Source organism: Floridaenema fluviatile BLCC-F154, assembly GCF_041929135.1.
Lineage (GTDB): Bacteria > Cyanobacteriota > Cyanobacteriia > Cyanobacteriales > Aerosakkonemataceae > Floridanema > Floridanema fluviatile.
Map to the genome: position 1 here is coordinate 40,599 of NZ_JBHFNS010000087.1, position 23,149 is coordinate 63,747.

Here is a 23,149-nt window from a genome sequence, read left to right on the forward strand (position 1 = left end):
TTTTAGCTAATATTCTGTACAGCTTTCTGGTGCTTTTTCCCAAACACGAATTGAGTTGCCCAAACTGTGAATCCTGGCATGAAAATCACATGAGCTAATAGTACGCTGATGGCAACTCCGATCGCGCCCCACTGTACGCCGATGATTAATGCGATCGCAAAAATTGAGGTAAACAGTATATTTCCACGAAAGCTTAAATGTGGCTTACCCATAGCTGCTAAAAGATTAGTAGAAGCTAAAAAGAACGGACGGGGAATTGCTGATAAACAAATCAGAATCAGTATCGGAACTGCCTCTACCCATTTTTTGCCAAAAATAATCGGGACATAGAAGGGAGCTAAACTAGATTGCAATATAACAAAGGGAATGATAATAACTGCAATCTTTTTTAGACTACCAAAATAACGCTTTTTAAACTCCTCCCAATTCGATCGAACTGCACATAAGTAAGGATACAAAGCAGTAGTAATTGACAGAATAATATTGGAACTAATTCCTAACCCAGCATTGAAAGCGAAGAAGTATAATCCCAGTTCCTTTACTCCCAAAAATCTGGCAATTATCAGGTAATCCAAGTTATTTCTGAGAGTAGCTAACAGAGAAATCCCCAGAATATTCATGCCAAATTTAAACACTTCTCCCCAACGTTCCGTGGTAAATCCTTTTTTGATTCGCCAAGGGTGGTTAGTTAAATTGATATAAATATCTATGGGAGCTACTAAAAGTCTAGGTAAAATAATCGCCCACATTCCCATGTGTAATATCGCGAAAACAGCAGTTAAAATATTAGCTGCTGCCATTTGTACCACACTACCAACAGCAGTAACCTTTAGGCGATTTTCCCTTTGAATTAGGGTTGACTGGATGCGACCAAAAGGAGTAATTAAATAAACCAATCCCAGGACACAAATTGGCATGATGAGTGCATTTTCATGATAGAACCAAGCTACCGGAAAAGCGATAATGCACTGGATAACAAATAAGCTGGAACAAATTACCCAATTCAGCCAATATGCTCCATTACAGATAGATTCTAGGCTTTCTTCATCGGCTTGAATTACTTTGCCGCCAATGCCAATTCTAGTAAATACTTGGGTGAATTCATAAGTGGTTAAAACTAAGGCGGCTAAACCATAATCATAGTCATTTAAGGAACGCGCCAGAACGACGGTAGCCGCTAAACGCAAAATTCTGTTAACTGCTTCTGAGCCACCCAACCAACTAAGATTACGAATAAATTCGTTGTCGAACTTTTTCTTAATGGTAGCGATCGGTTTGGCAAGACTTGTGCCTAAATTCATCTTTACGCCTTTAACTCCTGGGAAATTTTAAAATTAAAACGTAACTTAATTACGGAAAGCTAAATCTTTAGTCGAAGAATCAGGGAATAGTTTGCCCAAAAATCGAGTAAACTGCCTAGAGAATTGATAAGGAATTAATCGCATTAATCCCACTTTTAAAACTAAGCGGATAGTCTGACGCTCTAGCAAAATTTTCGGAAATAAGGTAATGGCTTTTTGTAACTTCTGACTAGCTTGTTTAATTCCTTGATAATTCATAACGTGAGCAATACAAAGCTGAGACAAGAAGCGGTAAGTATAAGCTAAACTTTGATTTTTGAGTTCTTGGTATTTTTCTGGCGCTTGCTGAAATGCTCTTTCTGTCACTGCGACAATATAACGTTCCATCACATCAACTTTAGAAGTCATCGATCCAGAAGAACGACGATATAAAATTTGGTATTTAGGAACTAAAACAAACTGACAACGCGCCGCCAAACGAATATAGTAATCCCAATCTTCTGCTGATTTCAATTCTGGATCGAATCTACCTGCTGCGTCAATAAATTCCCTGCGAACTAAAATATTTGAGCCACTAGAAATAAAATTTCTCAGCAGCAACGTCGGATAAACATCTCCTTGATAGTAAATTGGTTCCCAAGCATAGAGAAATTCGCTATTTTCATCGATAAAAGCAGTCCAACTGTAAGCAACTCCGGCTTCAGGATGCTCTTGCAAAGCGGCTAATTGATCGGCTAATTTATCTGGTGTCCACAAGTCATCGGCATCAATAAAGGTGATATATTCACCAGTGGCGTGATTAATTCCCCGATTGCGTGCTACTGGTAATCCGCCGTTGGGATAGGAAAAAACCTTTAATCTAGGTTCGTTAATTGAATGCAGTAGTTCTAAAGTTCCGTCGATCGAACCGTCATTAATTACAATGATTTCAAAATCTGAGAAAGTCTGTTTTTGTAGAGATTGAATTGTTTCTAAGATAGTTTTCTCGGCATTATAGGCGGGAATTATCACAGAAATTACTGACATAAAAAATATCCTTTTAATATTAAATGGACAGTCACACAGTATTTTTTCCTAGTTACAGCTAAGTTGCGATCGAAATTACTGTGTAATTCTAGTTAGAAAGTAATCAGGCTTATGAATGATAGTAAGTAATACGTATAAATACGACAAGTACTAACAGATTATCTTTACTGGTTCTTTATACTGAAGCTATTTTTGTGAACTCTCAGTAAAGTTACTATTATTTGTAACTTAAATCATTAGATAATTTTTGATAGCATTAATTTATACTGTTGGCTATGATTCTCAGATCAAGCAAAAAGTTTCTCGTTAAATGCAATACCCATCATTACTAAAGCAGGCCAAAAGATATAGATCAAAGCTTCCAAGTTTTCTGCAAAAGAGAACATGAACAATACTAAAATCAAACCCAAGGCCACCTTAGCGGTGTCATGACGCTGTGCCTTAATAAAAAACTCGATAAAACTCCATGCTATGGGAATTGCAAAGGCAAAAAAACCAACAATTCCATTAGCGAATAGTAACCCAAACCAAGTGTGGTGAGAACCGATAGGTTTGTTGGTTACTACTGGTGGGCCTTTCGGTTCCAGAAGTCCATGACCCCAAATAGGTGCATCAGTTGACCATCGATATACAGCGATCTGACCTAACACTTCTCTAACTCTGGAAGATCCGGCTCGTTGACCATCAAACTGAGCGCGAAAATCTTTATACCAAGTTAAAATTTGAATGCCAAACATTCCCGCAAAAACACTACTGACTCCCGCACTAACTTGGACGAAAGGTTTAAAAAAGTTGGCTAAAAACCATCTAATAATTGGTAGAGAGATGAGGCACAATATACCTAAACGAGAATCAGAACCCCAAACCATTGCGGCGCTACCAAGCATACCTAACCAGCGCAATTTTTTGTTAGGTTCTTGCATGGTTAAGAACAAGTATATGTTACCTACTAATCCTAAAGCAGGTGCCCAAGGTGTGAATAAATATAAGCGTAATTTACCAGTTTCACCATCAATAGCGTAGAGAAATACGTTGTAGTATTCTGCACCGACTCCGCCTAATTTTTGCAAAGGAGAAAGGTAAAGAAGTCCGCGGGGAAGAACTTCCGAGGCAATGAGACCAATAATAATAAAAATTATGCTTTGGATAGCTAAAATACAAGCGGCTCTATAAATTAATTTAGGTCGAATTTTCAAGCATCCCATTAATGGGAATAAGGCAAACATTGCCCAAGTTCTCATAAAAAAGTTGATTGTGGATCTAACGATCCGTGGCATTCCCATGTCAAAATCGATGTGACTTCCTACTAGGGCGACTTGCATCATTAACATACAAATAATCCACACCCAAACTCCCACAGGAATGCGAATTTTTTCTGCTTCTGGAGTCTCTTCATTTTGCTCCCAGAGTTTTTTTATTAAGTAAAGAGCCATACCCCAAGCGATCGCAGGTGCTAAAAGATGTTGTGCTCCTAAAAAATACAACCCATAAATTCCTACCATGTAATACCAAATTACTTTTTCTGGCAGGTTTTCCGGCTCAATTTTTACCCATTCCCAAAAACTTTTTAGTTGCTTAATCATCAGAAAACCTCAGATATAAGTAAATCGCAACTCTGGATTAAATTAACCCAGAATTGCGACTGAATACAACCAACCAGAAAGTTTATTTGCACTCTGATAAAACCTCAGCTTTGGTTGCAGCTAAAACTGATTCTGCCAATTGAGAATTTACGGAATTATTACTAGTTTTCTGGCGACTTCCTACCACTTTTGCAGGTACGCCAACGGCAATTGAGTAAGGCGGAATATTTTTCGTTACCACTGCTCCGGCACCAATTACACTACCTTCACCAATTGTAACGCCATCAACTACTTTTACTCCCATGCCTAACCAACAATCATCTTCAATTATGATTCCTTTATAGGTATGTTTTTGCTCTCTAATTTTGCGGTTAGGATCGGTGAATACATGATTGTTTGCAAATAGTCCGACATGAGGAGCAATTAAACAATCATTACCAATAATAATTGTACTCCCAGATAAGCAGCTGTAAGTACCGATTACGGTGCGATCGCCAATTTCCACCCTACCATTACATCCCGTATGAACGCGGATATCCACACCCCGATTTAAACGTACTCCATCGCCTACCCGAATTTGACAATCTGAACCCACATTTCTTAAGCGGACATAGCGATCGATCCTCGTCCCATTACCAATTTCCATCCCCGCCGCATTAGTAATTTCCACACCCATTTGGATTTGTACAGACTTACCAATCCGCTGAAAAATGCTCCGGTAAAGCACTCTTCTCATCACTTTACCCAGTGGCGAAGGCATCCACTCCAATAACCCAACTAATAAACTTTCTTTAAACCGAGATTTCGACCCAGATTTTAAATTTTTAGTAATCATGTACTGCCCTATTAAGTAATTTTTCTAAACAATAAACTGAACTCAAAACCTCAAACCGAACCAAGTCATACGCTCAAAAGCAAGCAATCATTTTTGAACCCTTGTGTAGCGTGCGTCAGAAGCTAAAAACCTAATGCTTTTAATCAGATTTCTGGTCTGACGCACCCTACTAATTGTCCCACTTGCGTAAGTCCTTTTTCTGCTGATTCAATGATTGCTTGCTCAGTTAACCAACTCTAGGAAACACTACCAGCCAAAACAGTTTTTTCAATTAACGACTTGCCTTCAAAATGTTTCGGAATCTCAGCACCCATCAAGCTTAAAATTGTCGGTGCTAAATCCAAAGAATGACCTTCAGGCAAATTAGTTCCAGGCGCAATATCCGGCCCTTGAGCAAGCAAGAATCCGGTCGATCGGTGACTACCTGTACGGTGGTGGGGAACAGGGCCAATGCGTCCTAATTCTGGGCTATCTACCACATCAGTAGCGTAATCTTCTTGCCAAATTACTACTAAATCAGCATCAGAAAGTTTCGGATCGTTTTCAGCCGCAGACTTGCGAGTTCGCATTACTTCCGTCACCATTGGTTTACCTGTACGACCATCTTTTAAGTTGTATAACAACTGAGTGACTTCATTGCAAACATTTTCATACTCAGAAGGTGGCACTATGCCATTAGGATCGCGACCTTGTAAGTTAATTCGCACATAACCTTCCGAGAAACTTGCTAAAGCAAAAGCTTTCATTTTTGACCAACAACTCTTGTACCAAGTTGCAGGTTGATTAAATGCAGGGTGATTTTCTTCAATTAGTTTATAGAGATTTTCTAAATCTAATTCATCGCGACTAGCGAACAATTTCTCTGTCCAATGTACATAACGACTGGGTAAGTTTTGTCTCAAGAATTTTCTAATTAAATTAGAATCTTCTTTCAACCGCCAAACGTCTTGTAACCAATGTTTTTGCTTCGCGTCAGTAATTGGTGGAGGCAAAGTTTCACCCAATTTGCCTTCCGCTAAGGCAGCTTTTCCAAAACAATAACGATACATCAATTCCGGTAAAAACAAAGTGCTGGGAAGATCCATCACATTGTCTTTCATGCCATGAGCAGAAAATACTACAATACTGGCATTTTCGGGAGCCTTGCTAATAATTTCGCCGATCGCTCTATCTACAGCTTGGAAAACTTCCCGCATCGGATCGCCTTGACAACGACTCGCAAAAGCTTGATAAAGTGGGTGTTCTGGTTGACTCAAATGCCACATAAAATGTCCCGCAGCATGAGTTTCACCAAACATAGTTAAGAACAAATCCCAGTTTTCCTGAGCGAGAAGATCTTGGGAAATTTTAGTCCGCTGAACAATCCCTTCTTCTAATAGTTTTTGCAGTTCCAGTAATTCTTCTAAATTCAAACATTCAGCGTGATCTTTTTTGTATCCGCAATGTAAGCCGTATTTGCTAACAATTTCATTAAACAAATTAGCGGGTAAAGAATGACTGGGAGTTTGGGAAGAATGTCCGCCCCAACCTAAAATTTGGATACCATTCACATTTTCGGAAAGGGCGACTTGTGGCATATCAAAGATTGCTACTCGGTAGTCATCACCCAAAGCATAAAAAGGTGGATATTCTTTAAAATCGTAAGCTGCTACCAAGTCAATATCATAGTTTTTGACATCTAATCTTAAGGGCGACCAATATCCAGTTGTATGAGCAGAACATCCAGTTGTAAAACTTGTCCAAGGAGTTTCTGCTTTGTAATACTTAAAGTTTTGCACTCTGGTGTAAGTTCCCCGATCGCGCAAACGGCTAAGATTTGGTAAATATCCTTCCGCCATCCATTGCTCGATCAAGGTAGGTTCAGCTGCATCTAATCCAATTGCAATAACAGGTTTTTTCATTGTCTTTCCCATTAGTTATTTAACAAAACGAATAATCAAGCAGTGAATTTTCACTGGGTAACTAGATCTGCTGATTTTGGCGAATTTGACCAACTAAACTTTCCCGCCAAACAATCTTCAATCACTTGTTTGTGCATCTCAGCAATATCGCGCCAAGATAACACAATACACTTGTCTTTTAAAGTCGAGTTTTGCAGATCGTTGAGAATAGTTGCTTCCATCTTTTCCAGTTCAGTTTTACTGGGTAAATTGCGGAAGAATTCCCGATAAGAATCTACCTCATTTTCCACCAGAAATCCATACTTTTGTCCGTCGAGCAAATACTCCATTCTTTCGCAAGGAATAGTTAAAACCGCACGACCACAAGCCATGTATTCAGGAATTTTTAAACTCGCACAAGTGAATTTATCATCAGCATAAAGATAGCGATTGTAGGGAGCAATACAAATGTCAGAAGCGCCAATATAAACCGCTGCTTTTTCCTGGGGTAAGCGACCGTGAAAAATCACAGGTGCGTTATACTTGCTGGCAATTTCTTCTAATTCATGACGTTTATTACCATCCCCAACAATGTGTAACACCACATTTTTCGGTTTTTCCCGACCCAAAGCTTCAATAATTGGCCCAGGTTCTTGAATAAAACGATTTAAAGAACCAACATAAGTCAAGACAAAAGCATCAGATTTAATTCCCAATTCTTCGCGGCAAATTTGGCGATCGCGCGGCGCGAAAATCTGCAAATCTACACCATAAGGAATCGGGTAAATCGGTTTTTGCTTAGTAGCATAACCGCGATCGATAAAAAACTCTTTCAACTGTTCCGTTTCCGCCACAATACCAGTAGCTTTTTGAGTCCATCCTTTCCGCAACTGCGGACGTAAACGATCTAAACCCAACCCTAAAGCCTTTCTAACAACATTACCTTTCCAGAAAGGCTCCGACTTTTTCTGGAATTTATACACCGCTTCAGCTAACAGCACCGTCGGTACATTATATTTAGCAAAAGCCACAGAAAACGCACCTAACAAAGGCCATTCTTTTTCCAGAATCAAGTCAAAATCTTCCGCGTGCTTTGCCGCAAATTGCTCTAAAACCTTTCGATATTTCAGCAAATTAACATAGTCCGTCGGATTATGATAACCCTGTTTATTTTGCCTTTCCTTTTCCGACATTTGGCTTTCATCAAGGAGCGTTAAATATTTATAATCCAGTCCTTGAGGCTCCAAGATTTTGCGATAAACCACAGTAATATCATAGTCATCTGCCAAATAAGGAACCATTGGCAAAGTACTCAAAACATAAGGCGAATAAGGCAGATAATTAATCCCAGGTAGAGCAATACAAATTCGAGGTTTTTTCTGATTTGTTTTCATAATAATTCAAAGAAAAATTTATAATTCTACTGGATGATGACCGTTATAAATTCCCGCCACAACCGCTTCTTTTACGGAATTTTCCGTAGTTCCATCGCGACGAGCCACAACTTTTGCTGGAACACCAACTGCGATCGAATAAGGCGGAATATCCTTAGTCACCACCGCACCTGCACCAATCACACTTCCCGTACCAATTGTTACCCCATCAACTACTTTTACTCCCGTTCCGATCCAACAATCATCACCAATTACAATTCCTTGGTAACTAGCACCTTGGTCTTTAATTCGCTTATGAGGATCGGCGTAATTATGATTATTAGCGTAGATACCTACATAAGCAGCAATCAAACAATATTTACCAATTGTGATGTTCTTTCCTGACAAAGAAGAGAAAGGACTAATCGAAGTTTCTTCGCCAATTTCAATACAGCCATCCAAGTGAGTTTTAATATCAACTCCTCTAGCTAAAAACACCCCATCTTTGATAATCACCCGACTATTCGGGTACAAACTTCTAACTCTTACATGGCGGTCAATTCTTACATTATTACCAATTGCAATATTATTAGTTCCGCCAAATTCCACACCGGGCGCAATTTTTACAGAAGTGCCTAGTTTAGCTAAAAGTTTTCCATAGACTAAGGCGCGAATTTTCTGCCCGATCGAAAGCGGTATACCTTGGAATAATGCAATAACGACCGACTCTTTTAACTTGAACATTTCCTCAAATTTCCTTTACTCTGTAGTCCCACAATCCCAGAATTATTTATAAATTATTTCTGGGATTGTGCCTAGTCTTCCCTGAAATTGACTATAAACTACTAGCCATTTGGTAAGCTGTTTTCACAGATTTTTCTGCCAAAATTCTTTGATACAAAGTCACCGAATCAGCCGCTTCCATACTAATAGTGCGAGGTGGCTTAATTCCCTGACGCAGTTTATCGAGTAAGCTGCTATCTTTCGCCAACAAAGCAAAGGCTTCCGCCCAAGATTTTGGATCGCTAGGATGTACTAACAAACCATCAACACCATGAGTTACTTTTTCCGCAACTCCGCCTAAATCAGAACCGACAACAGGTAAACCATTAGCATGAGCTTCGATCACCACCATTGGGCCAGTTTCTAACCATTGAGAAGGCACAGCTAACACATCATAATTAGATAAAGCAGCGGAAATATCATCTCGTTTTAATTGATTAGCAACTCGAATTCGCGAGTCATTACCGATGCGATCCATCAATCTTTGCCGATAAGGTTCATCTTGAGGAACACCATGAATTATTAACTCTACCGGAGCATCTGTTGGCAAACATTTGATCGCTTCCACTAACACATGAATTCCTTTTGTAGGACTCCAGCGACCCAAGAAACCAATGCGAAGAATACCATCAGCTTTTCGGGGTTGAGAAACAGTAGTTTTTACCAAAGACTCGGAAATACCATGTTTTAATAAAAAGAGTTTTTCTTCGGGAATTCCATTAATAGCGATCGCATCATAAACCCATTGACTCATCGCCACAATGCGATCGGCATATTTCGCCATTTCCACCAAACCCTTTTGCCGTTCCGCAATATAAGCAGGTAAAGCCAAAAATCCCAACTTCCCTTTCGCCTTTTCACTAACAGAAATTGGCACCTGACTTAAAGCCTGAATCATTGTCGAAGGCAAATTTTTCGGTACACCCGCACACTGACTACAACGCATCAAATCCAACTTACCATCGCAAGCTGTTTTCCCCTCAAACATCAAAGTATTTCGTTGACAAATTGGATGCGGTAAACGAATCGAAACCACAGTTCCCATTCCCAACTCTTTCGCCAACCGGAGATGAGCCAAACCACACTTAGGTTCCCACTGATGTTGATGATAAATCTCCGCTTTTTGTTGCTTCAACCACTGAGCAAAATACTCAAAACCACCATGACCCGAACCACCATGTAAAGGTTCCGGTTTCGGTACTGGAAAAGCTGGATAGCGATAAATTTCCACACCCTGATAACTGTAAGTATCTGCTTCTGGTTTTTCCTGAGCCGCCACAACTTTGCTCTCTACTCCCAGCGCCTCTAATTCCGGTAGCAGTTCAGACAAATGAGTTTGAATACCCCCGCAATTTTCGGGAAAATATCGAGCAACAGCTTGAATGGTTTTCATAAGATCGAGATTTTTGAATATTTGACTTTAAATTGCTGTTTTTAAGTAGAGGGCTTGTGAATTATTTCTGACTACACAAGCCCTCAATCTCCCAAGAACTAGAAGATGCTTTTGGAATTAAACCAAAACTTTGGTTTTCAGCAAAGGTTTACCATCCATATATTCAGGAATTGGTGCGCCCATGAGTTCCAAAATTGTCGGAGCTAAATCGATCGCGTGAGCTTCTGTTAAAGTCGAACCAGCCTCAATTCCCGGCCCTTTAGCAACTACAAAACCTCTAGCTCGGTGAGCACCAGTACGGTTAAAGAAAATCGGCCCAATCCGACCATATTTCGGACTATCAACCGTATCTACCGCATTGTCTCCCCAAATTACCGCCAAATCTGCATCTGGTAACTTAGGATTGGTATCCATTGGATTTTCGCGAGTGCGAATTACTTCCTTAACCACTGGTTCGCCAGTTCTGGCATCAACTAATTGATGTAATTGTGCGATTAATTCATTACAAACCGCATCGTATTCTGCCAAAGAAACCACACCTTTAGACTCTCTACCTTTGAGGTTAATCCGAATATAACCATCAGAGAAACCAGGTAAAGCAAAAGCTTTCATTTGCGACCAATACTTGTGATACCAGCTAGTTGGGTGATAGCTCATTGGTGGGGGAGCCATACCCATTAATTTGGCTAGACGGCGATGAATTTTGCCTGGGAGAATTGGTTCTAAACCCTTCAGAATATCTTTGCGTAATTTAACTGATTCCGACTCATATTTCAGATTTGGTAATTGTTTGTACCAACCTTCTGTCGTGTTAGGAGGAGCTTGGGGATCTCCCAATGGTGAGCCCATTGGTTGCGACTTCACCATATATTTGCCAGGGAAGCTAAAGCGATACAAGAACTCAGAGAGTACCACCATGCTGAGAATATCGGTGGAGTTATCGCCTTGACCGTGAACTGAGAATACCAGTACTTGAGCATCTTCCGGTGCAGCGGCTAACATTTCTCCCAAAGAGCGATCGACAGCCTCAAAATATTCCAGCAGAGGATCGTGATTCGGATCGGCAGTAAGCTTATACAGCGGATGACTTGGTTGGCTCAAGTGCCAGAAATAGTGCTGGGCAGTGTGAGTTTCCCCAATATCAGTCAAGAAGAAATCCCAACGTTCCCGACTCAGTAAATCCTTAGTAATCGCAGTGCGACGTTCCAATCCCACTTCCAAATCCTTTCTCAGTTTTTCTACAGAAGCGGTATTGTACCAGTCAGAACGATCTCTGTGATTCAGCGTATCAGCTGGATGATCCCCGTATTGCTTCACCAAATCAAAAACCAGATTTTCCGGTTGAGATTTGCGGTGAATCATCGGTGCATGAGCACCCCAAGCTACTACTTGAATCCCATTTACCTTGTCCGAAATAGTAGTTTGGGGCATATCGAACATCGCCACCCGATATTTATCACCAAGGGCATAAAAAGGTGGAATTTCCTTGTAGTCGTATGCTCCAAATGAACCTTTAACTTTTGGTTCATAAGTTTGTGGATTAAAATTAAATTTTGACCAATAACCTGTTTTATGAGGTAGGCAACCAGTGAGGAAATTTGTCCAAGCTGATTCGCCTTTATAATATTCCATGTTAACCAGGCGACCATACGCTCCCTGCTGCTTCAAGCTTGCCAGGTTTTTCAAATGTCCTTCAGACATCCACTTTTCTATTAACTCTGGCTCTGCGGAATCTAATCCAATTGCAATTACAGGATGCTTCACAATCAACTCCTACTGAAAAATATTTACTTATGAATTTGCACAAGTAGTTGGATTAATAATTTTTGGGCTAGAATTTGGGCTAACTGCTTCACTAATAAGTAAATTACAGTTTGGTGATTTGTGATTAGTTTTGTGCCCAAGTTCTTGAATGATATTAATCAACTACATAAAAACACTGCAATAAATTCCCTTACTCTTTACATACTCTTTAGAAAACTTCTGGGTTTTTGCTGATATTGCTAAGCTTTTGTAAAGGTTTGACACTCCTCAGTCTAAAGCCACGAGAATTCTTCATCCACAGACTCGGCTTGCTGTAACGCAGCATTCCACCATAGTTACTGTCAGTGCATAAGTCCTAAATAGTTGGTAGCCGTTTATCTTTCAACTTTGGCTTCATCCCGTTCCTGTTTACCATTCAGGTGAGCCTTATCGCTCTCTTGGCTATTTTGCGTCAATTCCAACATCTCTGGTAGGGAATCAGACTGTAACATTGTTTCTTCCAAAGAGTTGGCTTTTTTGTCCTGGCGAAGCCGCTTCCGGCGTTGATAATACCAGAGTAGTAAAATCCCATTTGAGCAGAATAATGAACCCAAAGCTGCTCCAGCAAACACAAATAACGGTTTTGGCGAAGTCGCAGAACGAGATAAACTCGGCTCCGAAAATACCTGAGTTTGCGGGTAAGAGCCAGAGACAGTAGATTTACCTAAATCCAACCGAGTCAGAGTAGAGGTAAACACAGCTTCAGCTGTTCGCACATCCCTTTCTAAATTCTCCAGCGTAGATTCTTTCTTACCCAGATTTTTCAAACGCTCCTCAAGTAGCCTAATTTGTTGGTCTAATGCTTTGGCTTGTGCTGTTAATCCCTCTTTTTCTGCTTCTGCGGTGACTAATTGTTGGGAAAGGGTAGTTTTCGCAGAACCATTAGAGCCAGTATTATTTTGATTTAGTTGAGCAATTATCTGTTGGTTTACAGGTCGTCCTAAGAGGATACTGGCTCGACTTAATAGTAATCTCTCCGCCCCATCGCGCTTAGCTTTTTCCTCTACTACAGCTGGATGAGTGGGTAAAAATCGAGTCATCAAATTATTGTAAGCTGCATTAGATTCGCTGTAATCTTGGAAAGCCCTTTGAAAAATAGGATCTGTTTGCAACACAAAACCTTCTGAGGCTTGCTCAGAGGAAATTTTCAAATTACTAGATAACTCTAATGCCCGTCCTGTTGCTTGTTGCTGTTGGGCTACTACTTCGGCTTTTTGTTTACGTAATTGTTCAATATTGGTGGTTAAGTTAGTGATTTGTCCAGTAGAATTCAGTGCTGTAGCTACTTTATAATCTGAAAGTCGTTTTTGCGCTTCCTTGAGTTTAGATTCCGAAGCTGCCAAACTTCCTTGTAAAACTCGGTCTTGTTGTTCTATCTGTTGCTCTCTGAGTTGATCGAGCTTTTCTTGTAAAGCTTCAAACAAAGCTTTAGCTTTGTTCTGGGCGATTTCTGGGCTATCTCCGGCTAATTCCACTTTCATCAGGGTGGTATTAGATATGATTGTGACTCGCGGTTGACCAAACTCACCGGGACGCATATTTAATTTCTTAGCTGCTGCTTTCAAGACTGATTTGCTGGTCAGCAGAAATTTATAGTTTTCTCTGGGGTCTTGCGAGTTGATTTGATAAGGAGATTCGCTAGAAGCGGAAGCTTGTCCGACTCCGGGTACGTTAACATTAGCCGATGAGCCAGTGGCAGGCAAACTAATCGCAAAATCACTGGTATAACTGGGTGATGTCCTTTTCAGGTAAGCTATTGCTAAACTCCAAATGACTACATTAGTTACGATTCCGATCGCTAAGTAAGGCAACCAAGACGCAATTAAGCCGGATCTGGATTTGTCGGAATTTCGGTTGATGGTGAGAATGTTAGTCATGGTGCAACTATTACCACTGATTTACAGTACAGGCGGCATAATGTCAATATTATTCAATATTATTATATGGTTGGTCTTCTCTTGGACTCGGATATGAAATAGTTATGCAATTCCCGTATTGTCACGATCGAACAAGATTGAAAAATAAAGTGTAAAGGCTAAGGTATAAAACTTTCTCCTTCACACTTTACGAAAGATGCTTTCCCTAAACTAGCTTAGACAACCGCCGCTGCTACTGGTTTTTCCAGCATTGGTTTACCTTGGTAATACTCAGGAATCCTTGCCCCCATTAACTCTAAAATTGTTGGTGCTAAATCCAAAGCATGACCCACTGGTAATTCTGAACCAGGAGTAATATCAGGGCTTTTAGCTAAGAAAAATCCCCTGGCTCGATGGCTTCCGGTGCGATTATGTGGCACTGGGCCAATGCGTCCAAATTCCGGGCTATCCACTACATCAGTAGCGTTTTCTTCTTGCCAAATCACCACTAAATCAGCATCAGGTAATTTCGGATTTCGATCGCTAGCGTCTTGACGAGTGCGAATAATCTTTTGCACCATTGGTTGACCAGTGCGAGCATCTTTCAGCTGATAAAGCATCTGAGTCAGTTCATCGCAAACAGCATCATATTCATCTAGTGTCACAATGCCATTTGGTTCCCTACCTTGTAAGTTAATCCGAATATAACCTTCCGAATAACTAGGAATGGCAAAAGCCTTCATTTGTGACCAAAATGGCTGATACCAAAGTGCAGGTTGGAAGTATATTGGATCGCCTTGTTCCTGTAATTCAAAAGGTGAAATTAAATCCGGTGTCGGACGACCCCCAAATAACATTTCTAATTGATGGAAAACTTTTAAAGGCAAGTTTTTCCGTAAGAACATTTTCAATGGATTAGTTTCATATTTGAGGTTCCACATAGCTCTGAGCCAACATTTTTTAGTTTTGGCATCAGCGATCGCTTCTCCCGGAGTTGTGTTTAAATCTCCCTTGGCAATGCCATATTTTCCAGGGAAACTATGTCTGTAAACCAACTCTGGTAAAAAGAACATACTGGGTAAATCCATCACATTTGTACCCATGCCGTGAGCCGCAAAAACTAGGACGGTGGCATCTTTTGGTGCTTTGCTGAGGATTTCTCCAATGGCTTTGTCTACGGCGACAAAAGTTTCTAATAGTCGATCGGGTCCAGACTTGGCATTTAAAACATCATATAAAGGATGTTCCGGTTGGCTCAAATGCCAAAAATAATGTCCAGCTGAATGAGTTTCACCGAAAATAGTTAAAAATAAATCCCAGTTTTCTTGTTGTAGTAAATCTTGGCAAATTGCCGATCGGCGAGCAATGCCAATTTCTAGTTTTTTCTGAAGTTCTGCTAATCCTGCTAAATCTAAACAGTTAGCATTGTCTTGATTAAATGCCGGATGCTCACCATATTTTTTTATCAGATCATCTAATAGTTCCGCAGGCTGGGAATGACTGGGAGTTAAAGCTGAGTGTGCTCCCCAAGCTAACACCTGTAATCCATTTACGTTTTCGGCAAGGGCAGACTGTGGCATATCAAATACTGCCACCCGGAAATCTTCCCCTAAAGCATAAAATGGTGAAAACTCCTGAAAATCGTAAGCGTTAACTTCTTCTACTTTATAAGTGCCTTCCCGAAGTTTTAACGGTGCCCAGTAACCAGTTTGTTCCGGGGAGCAACCTGTGAGAAAAGTTGTCCAAGGAGTTTCGGCTCTGTAATAATCAAATGTATTTAAGTGTGTGTATGCTCCTTGTTCCCGCAAACGACGTAAATTTTCCAGATGACCCTGAGACATCCAGTTTTCTAGTAAAACTGGGTCTGCTGCATCTAAGCCAATAGCAATTACGGGGCGTTTCATAGTTCTATTAACAAAGGGTGTCCTAATTTGATATCAATACTAGTCATTACTGCTATTTTGGTATTTCCATAAATATGCAATTACCAAAATAGCAGTAACCTTTAGTTATGCAATTCTTGGGAAATCATAACGAAGGTCTGGAAATAATGGCTATGTTTCCTAAGTAACTTCACTGAATCTTTAAACTTTTTGCGGCTTTTGGCTAATGTTTTAAAGCTGGGATGAAGTAGTAGCTTAAGTAAAATCACTGAGTAGTTCCGGGGTAAAGATTTCAGAAAAAATAACACTCTGGTAATTAAGCGCCAGAGTGTAAAAAAATTGTCAGAAATTGCTTTTCAGAGATGCTATATTCAGCGCAGAGAGTTTTTGAAGTTACGAGGGCCTTTGTAATCTGTTAAATCAGCGAGTTTTTCCAAGGATTGTACACCTTCGTACAATTGCCCTTTAATTACCCAAGAGGGATAACCTTTAATATTTGCGGCTTGACAAAGTTTTGGTCGCGGATTTGTACCTTTTGGGTCGCACTCAACGTAATCTAGTTCAGCAGTAGCTTCTTTACCAAATAATTCTTTTTGATCGTGGCAGTGGGGACACCAGTAGGCACCATAATTTTTTGCGCCAACTTGTGTTAAATGGCGTGCTAGAGCGATTTCTGCGGGGCCAGAGGTATTTTGAATGGGGGCACCAACTTGTCCTACTGTGGTAGTGTTACCAGCGGTGGTGGGTGTTCTGGCGCTGGCATAAATGCCAAGTGTGCCAATTAAGGCGATCATACCGACTACAATACCAGTAAAAAATAGCTGACCGACATCTTCCCAGGCATGACCGAATAAGGTAATTACAAATAGGGCGATCGAAAATAAGGTTGAGAACAGACAATAAATACAGAGTTTTCCGATCGCGAAGGCCATTAAATAAAACAGATAACCGCTAAAGAACAACATAGCAGTTGACCCGGCAAACAAGGCTAACCAAGTTAATTGTTCCATTTGGGAACGCAGGGCTTTTTGTTCTTGTGGGTTAATTAGTAATGGCCCTAGTGCTAAAGCTGCCATACCTGCGTAGGCGAAGAAACCTAAGACTGATAAAGGTATCCCAAAGACTTTGGCGTAGTCACTGTTTAACACAGCGTTACAGTCAATGATTCCAGTAGTGGGACAAAGGGCTTCTTTGAGTACTCCCCAATCCACTAGGGTGAGGTAAATTGTGTCTAAAATTCCTAAAACGGCGATCGCAGCAATCAGAATGCGCGACCAACGATGAATCCAAGGAGTAGTACGTCGGCGAGTCATAGTATTTTCGAGCCTTGCTATCTGTTGCTATCTGGTTATAGTTTGTCGATTAATTTCCATTGTGAACTATAGACCTTAATTCAACATTCTGAGCTTGGTTAGCTGGTTAAGAATGCAGTTTTACTGACGAGATTGGGTGTGGGTGAGGTTTCCCAGATACACTATGCCGCATGGCTTCCACAAATTGACTCACTCGAATTGGATCGACTGCTTGATCGCGTTTTCCTTGACGTTTTAAGGAACTAGAGACAATTACGCCATCTGCTGCTTGCATCAAGGTAGAAATATTTTCCCAATTAGCACCACTACCGATAAATACGGGGGTGTCGTTGGCGGCGGCTTTGGCTAACTCTAGGTCTTCTAAACTGGGGGGGCTACCGGTGGCCCAACCAGATAAAATTACTGCGTCAGCTAATCCCCGTTCGATCGTATCTTGTACTGCTGTGGTGAGATTAGGTGAACCTAACGGTCTGGCGTGTTTTACTAACACATCTGCCAAAATTTTGATATCGCTGCCTAATTCTCGGCGATATCTGAGTAATTGATGCGCTTGTCCTTCGATTAATCCTTGATCGGTAGCCATTACGCCTGTCAGAACGTTGACGCGGATAAACTGAGCTTTGACACAACTGGCGATCGCTAAAGCACTGTGGGCATCATTCCGCAAGACGTTGATTCCCACTGGCAATGTCACCAAGTTCATTACTCGATCCACTACTAATGTCATGGCGCTGACTACGGCTGGATCTACCTGAGAGTTAGTAAACGGCGCATCGAAGAAATTTTCCACCATAATCCCATCGACACCGCCAGATGCCAAGGCTGTGGCTTCTTGTTCGGCGCGATCGATCACTGCTTTTAGGTTGCCTCCCCAGCGGGGGGAAGTGGGTAGTGGTAATAGATGAACTACTCCAATAATCGGATTTGGTGTCCTAAAAATTTGCTTCAAGTCCACGTTATTTTTCGCTTTTTTTCGGACTCGTCAATGCGTCCTGGTAGTTGGTCACTAGTCACGAGTTTTATAGTGACTACTGACTGTTGATTTATTTAACCTATTTTATCAGGGTTCGGGTATCCCATCGCCAAAAGATAAGTGTCAGTCATTCAAGTTAGTAGTTGAGGTAGATCGGGGCGGGGTAACTGGGAGGCTGAGGCAAAATTTTTCTAGAGTTTTTTCGCTAAATAATTCAGATTTTCGGCTATGCGTTCTACTTCAGGATTAGATTCTGTTGCTAGGATCGACAGAATTCGCTGAAGTTGTTCTCGAAAATCATTTTCATTAATTCCGCTTTTACTAAGTCGCTTTTTCAATGCGGGAATCATCGCAGATGTAACTGTTTTTTCCGGCTGTGGTGAGTGATGATATTTTTCTAGTTTATGGATTTTGAGAATTTTAATCCCTTGTGTAGTTTTGTTCTGTTCTATTTGGCTGATTTCGTCGATAATTTCCGCAATCAAACGTTTATTAACGTATTCCATAACTACTCGCTGAGTGGTTAAGCCGTTGCTGGTAGTTTCAATTAACGATCGTCTTAATAAAGATTCGATCGCATTTTGGATTTGCTCTGGTGATTCTCTCCACCAAGTATGCTCTAATAGCCAGGGAATCGCGATCGGTTCATCGCCAATTGCCAGTTGATAGATTATCGCTGTTTCTAACTCCGATAATCGAGCGAATTGCTCTTCTAAAAACATTTCAAAATCAAGAGTTAATAGGGATAAACCTTGCTTAAAAAATGCTTCTACATCACCCTGAAGTAAATCTTTAATTCGCGTGGCAATCATTTTCAGAGCTAAAGGATTTCCCTGATAGTACTTGATTAGTTGATTCCAGTAATTTTCCCCAGTCAAGCCTTTTTCTCGTAAGATTTCTTTAGCGGCTTCTAGTTGTAATCCTTCTAGGGACAAATCTCTAACTGGGCTATTTTCACCAGAAAGTAAAGCGATTTCTCTGGATTTGTCGCGACTAGTAGTTAATAAGCAGCTTTGATGGGGTTCTGTGCCTAATCTTTGGAAAAATTTACCATAGTTTTGGTAGTTATCTTGATAAAATCCGGCAAATTCTTGATTTTTCAGGATGAATTCTAAACTATCTAAGATGATTAGACAACGGTGTTGTTTGAAAAATTGTATAAGTTGAGAAATTATTTCTTCTTCATCGTTAGCTACATCAGGTTTTGCTTGTCCTGATATAAATTGGATCAGTTCAGTAATCAGTTGTTTGAGCGATCGCGGTTTGTGTAATGATTGCCAAATTAAATACTCAAAATCATCTTGAATTTCTTGAGCTAACTTGGTAGCCAGTGCTGTTTTACCGATTCCTCCGATGCCTAAAATTGCTACCAAACGACACTGATTATCAACAATCCATTGTTTCAAGGTCGCTAGTTCTGCTTGGCGATCGTAGAATACTGACACATCTGGTGCATTTCCCCAATTTTGCTGAACTTGTGGGGTTTGTGAAATTGGTGGTTGTTTGCTGGCTAGGGCGAGTTTATCCCTGCTAGGGGCAATGTTTTGACTGACTAACTCTGGTTTGTGTGAGGCAAACAGCGCCATTAAATCTTCTCGACGGTTGCGTTTAATGCTGTCAATTTCACGGGGAATTTCAAAGCGATCGCATAACATTTGAATATGCTTGCGAATGGTTGGCAGCTTGGCATCTACGCTGTTCGCAATCTCTTCATCGCTTTTCCCTTCTAGCAGAAGCATCAGGACGCTTCGGGGTTTTGCCGTCAAACTCTGCCATTTTTCCGTGAATTCATCTGCACGCATATTTTTGTGAGTTCATGCCCAATGAAATTATTATACCCAAGAAAGATGGCGATTGAAATACGTGCTACAGAAACAAAGTCCGCCTACGCGGACTAAAGAGTATGTTTCTTCTTGTTCCCAGGTTCGACCTGGGAACGAAGTGAAGGAGGTTCTACCTTCATTGCTGCCAGATCTGAGTCAATACTTCTCGGTTAAGCATTTTTTGCCTTTGTAGGGGCGAAGCATTCGGACAGAAAATCTAGGGTTTGAGTCATAAATTGTCGCCCGAATGCTTCGCCCCTACTCTTAACCGAGCAGTATTGAGATCTGAGTTGCCTTCCTTTACTTAAAATTCACAAAATTCATGTTGACGATCTGGGAATTCTGCTTTATTGTGAATTTAATGAAACTTGTGAATTCATAATCTACCAAAACAGAGGAGCAAAACTGTGAAATCTTTATCAGGGGAACACGCTGAGTTTCGTCAAAAGCTGAAACAATTGGATTTGGGGCCAATTGCTTATAAATTAATGCACCGAGAAAAGGGTTTGGGGTGGACGAAGGCAAGAACTAAGCAAGCGATCGCTCGTTACTTAATGTTTCTCAGCTTGATTTATCTTTATCCCAATCAACCAATAGTTCCCACAGCAGAAATTGACCAAGTTTGGCATCACCATATTTTAGATACTGATAAGTATGCGGCTGATTGTCAAATGTTGTTTGGGGAATTTATTCATCATTTCCCTTATTATGGTTTGCGGGGGATTTGCGATCGGAAAAATTGGCAACAAGCTTTTGCTCAAACTCGATTACTTTTCCAAAAACATTTTGCTACTGATATTACACAATTCACAGATGAATTAAACAAAAAGATTGCTAGCGGACAAGCTTGTACTTTGCAAGGTCGCGGTAATTCAGAAAACCCTTCTGCTTGCGTTTTACGTCGAGGTAATTCTGGGCAAAACCGTCCTCATATTAACTTCTCTATTGATGAGATAGTTTAATGTTTCTAGATCCCCGACTTCTTGGAGAAGTCGGGGATCTAGATAATTGATTGCCAAAATTTCTGCATTTCTTCTACTTCTGGTTTCATGCCCAAATTGTCAAAACCATGTAATGCTAATTCTGCCCAATGACGAGATTCTTGTAAGTTTCCGCGCAGTTGTTCTAATTTAGCTAAAGAACGTTGATAGCAAGCGGTACAACGTTGATCTTTGTAGCGTTCTGATACGGGAAGTCCATCTTCTAATAATTTCTGGGCTGTGGTTAAGTTTCCCAGTGCAATTTCTACATCGGCTAACCAATGTTGGCTGTAAATAATCGATCGCAACCACCCAACTGATTCAGCTAAAGAAAGTGCCTGTTCATAAAGGGCTTTTGCCTCTAGATAATTCCCACTTTTGTAACAAATTTCAGCTTGATAATAGAAGATGTGAATCCTAAAGTAACGCTGCTTTTCCTCTGCTAATTCTGCTTGGGTTAAAAGGTTTTTTTGTTGTTCTAACCAGGTTTGGGATTCAGTAAATTTCTGTTGGCGAATTCGCAAGACAGCAAGACTAATTCCTAAATCAAATTTTAGGGAAAAGTTAGCCGCACTTTTTAAATTTCCTTCGGTTTGCTGACTCTTATTAATTAATTCCCAGGCTTTAGTTAACAATAGATCGGCTTCTTGTAACTGTTTGGGTTGACCCATTAAACTGAGAGTTTTACTGCGTTCTAACATGGCTTCAGCAAGAGCGAACCAATCACATCTTTGTTCGGCTTCTTGAATTAGCCAATTACTCCAAGTTAAGCGATCGTCCCAATAACCACGTACATGAATATAGCCTTTTATATGGGGCCAAATTTCCCGAAAATCAGAATATCTATTCTGAGCAATACACCATTCTAAAACCGCTTGGATATTTGACCATTCTCCTTCTAAATTACCATTTCCAATGTGCCATTCTTTCCAATTACAGCTAGATTCTTGGGTGAATTTTTGATACCAATTAATCCAGCGTTCTCTAGCTTCTGATTCAAATTCGGGATAAGCAGCTAATTGAGCGATCGCATATCTTCGAGTCAAGGGAATCATATCATAATACCCTTCTCGCTGAGCGACTAAAGATAATTGTTGCAATCTTGCTAAACCGTCAGATGTAGCAATAGGATCGGCATTAGGTAAAGCGACAAAAGCGATCGCTTCTCTAGTAGCAGCTTGAGAAAACATGGCTAATGCCATTAATATTAAATGAGCAGGTTTTCCAGTTAACGGAGTTACGGAAGATTGGAAACAAAAATGGGCAACGTCGCCTGTTGCTTGGGTGATTTTGGCGATAACATCTTTTAAAATATAACCAGCTGCTAATTGACCAATGGCATAAACGATCGCAGCTGGAATACCGCTAGTTATTTGGTAAAGTTCCTTAGCTTCTGCTGGGGAAAGAATCACTCCTTTTTCTAAACTTTGATTTTCAATTAGTTGTAAACTATCTGTTTCTGGTAAGGAGTTTAAGCGAATAGGGACAAATAAAGCACGATCGCGAGTCGTAATTACAACTTTAACCGTAGCTGGTAAGTCGTACAAAAATGACAATACATTGTCTTTATCTTCTATGCTTTCTAAGTTATCAACTATGAGTAAAGTGCGTTGTCGAGATAAAGATTCTCTAGTGCGCTCTAGTTGATCTTTGGGATCGGCGTGGGTGATATCTCGGCGATCTAAAGTATTAGCGATCGCTCGAAAAATATCCCGCAGTTGACTATCTCTTTTTAACCGTTGCAAAGGGCCAGCAGAAGTTAAATAATTCTGTTTAGCCGAAGTGAAAATTATTGCTTCAAAGGTTGAAATATTGGCAGAAATATCAACACTATTACTAGTACTTAAACATTGATAAGCTGCTTCTAAAACTAAAGTAGTTTTACCCACTCCGCCAATGCCATCCACACTAATTAAATGTGCTGAATGTTGGTAAGAAAGCAGTTCCATTAACCTGTTTAATTCTACTTGCCGACCAACAAAAGTGTTGTACTCTCTAGCGGGTAGATTTTGGTAAATGGTCTTTGCCGACAGCGATTTAGTGAGCAATAACTGAGTAGATTTTGCAACTCTGGGATTATCTGGTTTTTCCTCTATCTCCGATAAATCGGCAATTTCTTGCCAATCCATCCCCACTGCCTGACAAATAGCGATAAAGGTATCTCTTCTAATCAACATTCCCCGCCAAAACCGTTTTAAGCTGGCTGGCGCAGTCTGGGAGACTTGGCACCATTCTCCGTCAGCTTTGGCCCAGCCGCGTTTCCGTCTGGCGCGATCGACCATTTCTAACCCTTCTTTAGAAGCTTTAAGTGTGACTGCCATGCTCAATTTCTCATTAATTATTC

The 23,149-nt window shown here is 40.5% G+C and carries 16 protein-coding genes; 1 reads left to right on the forward strand and 15 read right to left on the reverse strand.

Annotation, left to right across the window (positions count from 1 at the left end):
• Positions 1 to 2 precede the first annotated feature (2 nt).
• The 14 genes from ACE1B6_RS23770 to ACE1B6_RS23835 all read right to left on the reverse strand — a co-directional run bounded on the left by ACE1B6_RS23770 (position 3) and on the right by ACE1B6_RS23835 (position 19,804).
• Positions 3 to 1,301, reverse strand: a complete 1,299-nt coding sequence (locus ACE1B6_RS23770) for a lipopolysaccharide biosynthesis protein (protein WP_413259755.1) — start codon at positions 1,299 to 1,301, stop codon at positions 3 to 5.
• Between the two features lie 45 nt (positions 1,302 to 1,346).
• Complete coding sequence (locus ACE1B6_RS23775; protein WP_413259756.1) at positions 1,347 to 2,327, reverse strand: glycosyltransferase family 2 protein; 981 nt, start codon at positions 2,325 to 2,327, stop codon at positions 1,347 to 1,349.
• 287 nt (positions 2,328 to 2,614) lie between these two features.
• Positions 2,615 to 3,910, reverse strand: a complete 1,296-nt coding sequence (locus tag ACE1B6_RS23780; protein ID WP_413259757.1) for an O-antigen ligase family protein — start codon at positions 3,908 to 3,910, stop codon at positions 2,615 to 2,617.
• Positions 3,911 to 3,992: 82 nt separating this feature from the next.
• Entirely contained in the window at positions 3,993 to 4,745 is a 753-nt protein-coding gene (locus ACE1B6_RS23785; protein ID WP_413259758.1) for an acyltransferase, read from the reverse strand.
• 236 nt (positions 4,746 to 4,981) lie between these two features.
• Positions 4,982 to 6,646: an alkaline phosphatase family protein gene (locus tag ACE1B6_RS23790; protein WP_413259759.1), complete on the reverse strand. Its 1,665-nt coding sequence runs from the start codon at positions 6,644 to 6,646 to the stop codon at positions 4,982 to 4,984.
• Positions 6,647 to 6,696: 50 nt separating this feature from the next.
• On the reverse strand, positions 6,697 to 8,019 hold the full coding sequence (locus tag ACE1B6_RS23795) for a glycosyltransferase (RefSeq protein ID WP_413259760.1): 1,323 nt from the start codon (positions 8,017 to 8,019) through the stop codon (positions 6,697 to 6,699).
• An 18-nt stretch (positions 8,020 to 8,037) separates the two neighbouring features.
• Positions 8,038 to 8,742, reverse strand: a complete 705-nt coding sequence (locus ACE1B6_RS23800) for an acyltransferase (protein ID WP_413259761.1) — start codon at positions 8,740 to 8,742, stop codon at positions 8,038 to 8,040.
• Positions 8,743 to 8,833: 91 nt separating this feature from the next.
• Positions 8,834 to 10,174 (reverse strand): glycosyltransferase, encoded by a 1,341-nt coding sequence (locus ACE1B6_RS23805; protein ID WP_413259762.1) that lies wholly within the window; start codon positions 10,172 to 10,174, stop codon positions 8,834 to 8,836.
• Between the two features lie 117 nt (positions 10,175 to 10,291).
• On the reverse strand, positions 10,292 to 11,938 hold the full coding sequence (locus ACE1B6_RS23810; protein ID WP_413259763.1) for an alkaline phosphatase family protein: 1,647 nt from the start codon (positions 11,936 to 11,938) through the stop codon (positions 10,292 to 10,294).
• A gap of 374 nt (positions 11,939 to 12,312) precedes the next feature.
• A complete protein-coding gene (locus ACE1B6_RS23815; protein ID WP_413259764.1) occupies positions 12,313 to 13,854 on the reverse strand; it encodes a GumC family protein in 1,542 nt (513 codons plus the stop codon).
• A 215-nt stretch (positions 13,855 to 14,069) separates the two neighbouring features.
• Entirely contained in the window at positions 14,070 to 15,737 is a 1,668-nt protein-coding gene (locus tag ACE1B6_RS23820) for an alkaline phosphatase family protein (RefSeq protein WP_413259765.1), read from the reverse strand.
• A gap of 350 nt (positions 15,738 to 16,087) precedes the next feature.
• Positions 16,088 to 17,029, reverse strand: a complete 942-nt coding sequence (locus ACE1B6_RS23825) for a vitamin K epoxide reductase family protein (RefSeq protein ID WP_413259766.1) — start codon at positions 17,027 to 17,029, stop codon at positions 16,088 to 16,090.
• Positions 17,030 to 17,135: 106 nt separating this feature from the next.
• Positions 17,136 to 17,984 carry a photosystem I biogenesis protein BtpA gene (gene btpA, locus ACE1B6_RS23830; protein ID WP_413259767.1) on the reverse strand — a complete coding sequence of 283 codons (849 nt, stop codon included), beginning with the start codon at positions 17,982 to 17,984 and terminating at the stop codon, positions 17,136 to 17,138.
• Positions 17,985 to 18,193: 209 nt separating this feature from the next.
• A complete protein-coding gene (locus ACE1B6_RS23835; protein ID WP_413259768.1) occupies positions 18,194 to 19,804 on the reverse strand; it encodes an NB-ARC domain-containing protein in 1,611 nt (536 codons plus the stop codon).
• A 428-nt stretch (positions 19,805 to 20,232) separates the two neighbouring features.
• Here ACE1B6_RS23835 and ACE1B6_RS23840 point away from each other — a divergent pair, with 428 nt between their 5' ends.
• On the forward strand, positions 20,233 to 20,787 hold the full coding sequence (locus ACE1B6_RS23840) for a glycine-rich domain-containing protein (RefSeq protein ID WP_413259769.1): 555 nt from the start codon (positions 20,233 to 20,235) through the stop codon (positions 20,785 to 20,787).
• A gap of 38 nt (positions 20,788 to 20,825) precedes the next feature.
• On the opposite strand, the gene ACE1B6_RS23845 is transcribed toward ACE1B6_RS23840, so the two are convergent.
• Entirely contained in the window at positions 20,826 to 23,126 is a 2,301-nt protein-coding gene (locus tag ACE1B6_RS23845) for an NB-ARC domain-containing protein (protein WP_413259770.1), read from the reverse strand.
• Positions 23,127 to 23,149 lie beyond the last annotated feature (23 nt).

Bases quoted from the DNA above. Each gene is read 5' to 3' on its own strand.
- ACE1B6_RS23770 (WP_413259755.1), bottom strand. From the start codon at position 1,301: ATGAATTTAGGCACAAGTCTTGCCAAACCGATCGCTACCATTAAGAAA.
- ACE1B6_RS23775 (WP_413259756.1), bottom strand. From the start codon at position 2,327: ATGTCAGTAATTTCTGTGATAATTCCCGCCTATAATGCCGAGAAAACT.
- ACE1B6_RS23780 (WP_413259757.1), bottom strand. From the start codon at position 3,910: ATGATTAAGCAACTAAAAAGTTTTTGGGAATGGGTAAAAATTGAGCCG.
- ACE1B6_RS23785 (WP_413259758.1), bottom strand. From the start codon at position 4,745: ATGATTACTAAAAATTTAAAATCTGGGTCGAAATCTCGGTTTAAAGAA.
- ACE1B6_RS23790 (WP_413259759.1), bottom strand. From the start codon at position 6,646: ATGAAAAAACCTGTTATTGCAATTGGATTAGATGCAGCTGAACCTACC.
- ACE1B6_RS23795 (WP_413259760.1), bottom strand. From the start codon at position 8,019: ATGAAAACAAATCAGAAAAAACCTCGAATTTGTATTGCTCTACCTGGG.
- ACE1B6_RS23800 (WP_413259761.1), bottom strand. From the start codon at position 8,742: ATGTTCAAGTTAAAAGAGTCGGTCGTTATTGCATTATTCCAAGGTATA.
- ACE1B6_RS23805 (WP_413259762.1), bottom strand. From the start codon at position 10,174: ATGAAAACCATTCAAGCTGTTGCTCGATATTTTCCCGAAAATTGCGGG.
- ACE1B6_RS23815 (WP_413259764.1), bottom strand. From the start codon at position 13,854: ATGACTAACATTCTCACCATCAACCGAAATTCCGACAAATCCAGATCC.
- ACE1B6_RS23820 (WP_413259765.1), bottom strand. From the start codon at position 15,737: ATGAAACGCCCCGTAATTGCTATTGGCTTAGATGCAGCAGACCCAGTT.
- ACE1B6_RS23825 (WP_413259766.1), bottom strand. From the start codon at position 17,029: ATGACTCGCCGACGTACTACTCCTTGGATTCATCGTTGGTCGCGCATT.
- ACE1B6_RS23835 (WP_413259768.1), bottom strand. From the start codon at position 19,804: ATGCGTGCAGATGAATTCACGGAAAAATGGCAGAGTTTGACGGCAAAA.
- ACE1B6_RS23845 (WP_413259770.1), bottom strand. From the start codon at position 23,126: ATGGCAGTCACACTTAAAGCTTCTAAAGAAGGGTTAGAAATGGTCGAT.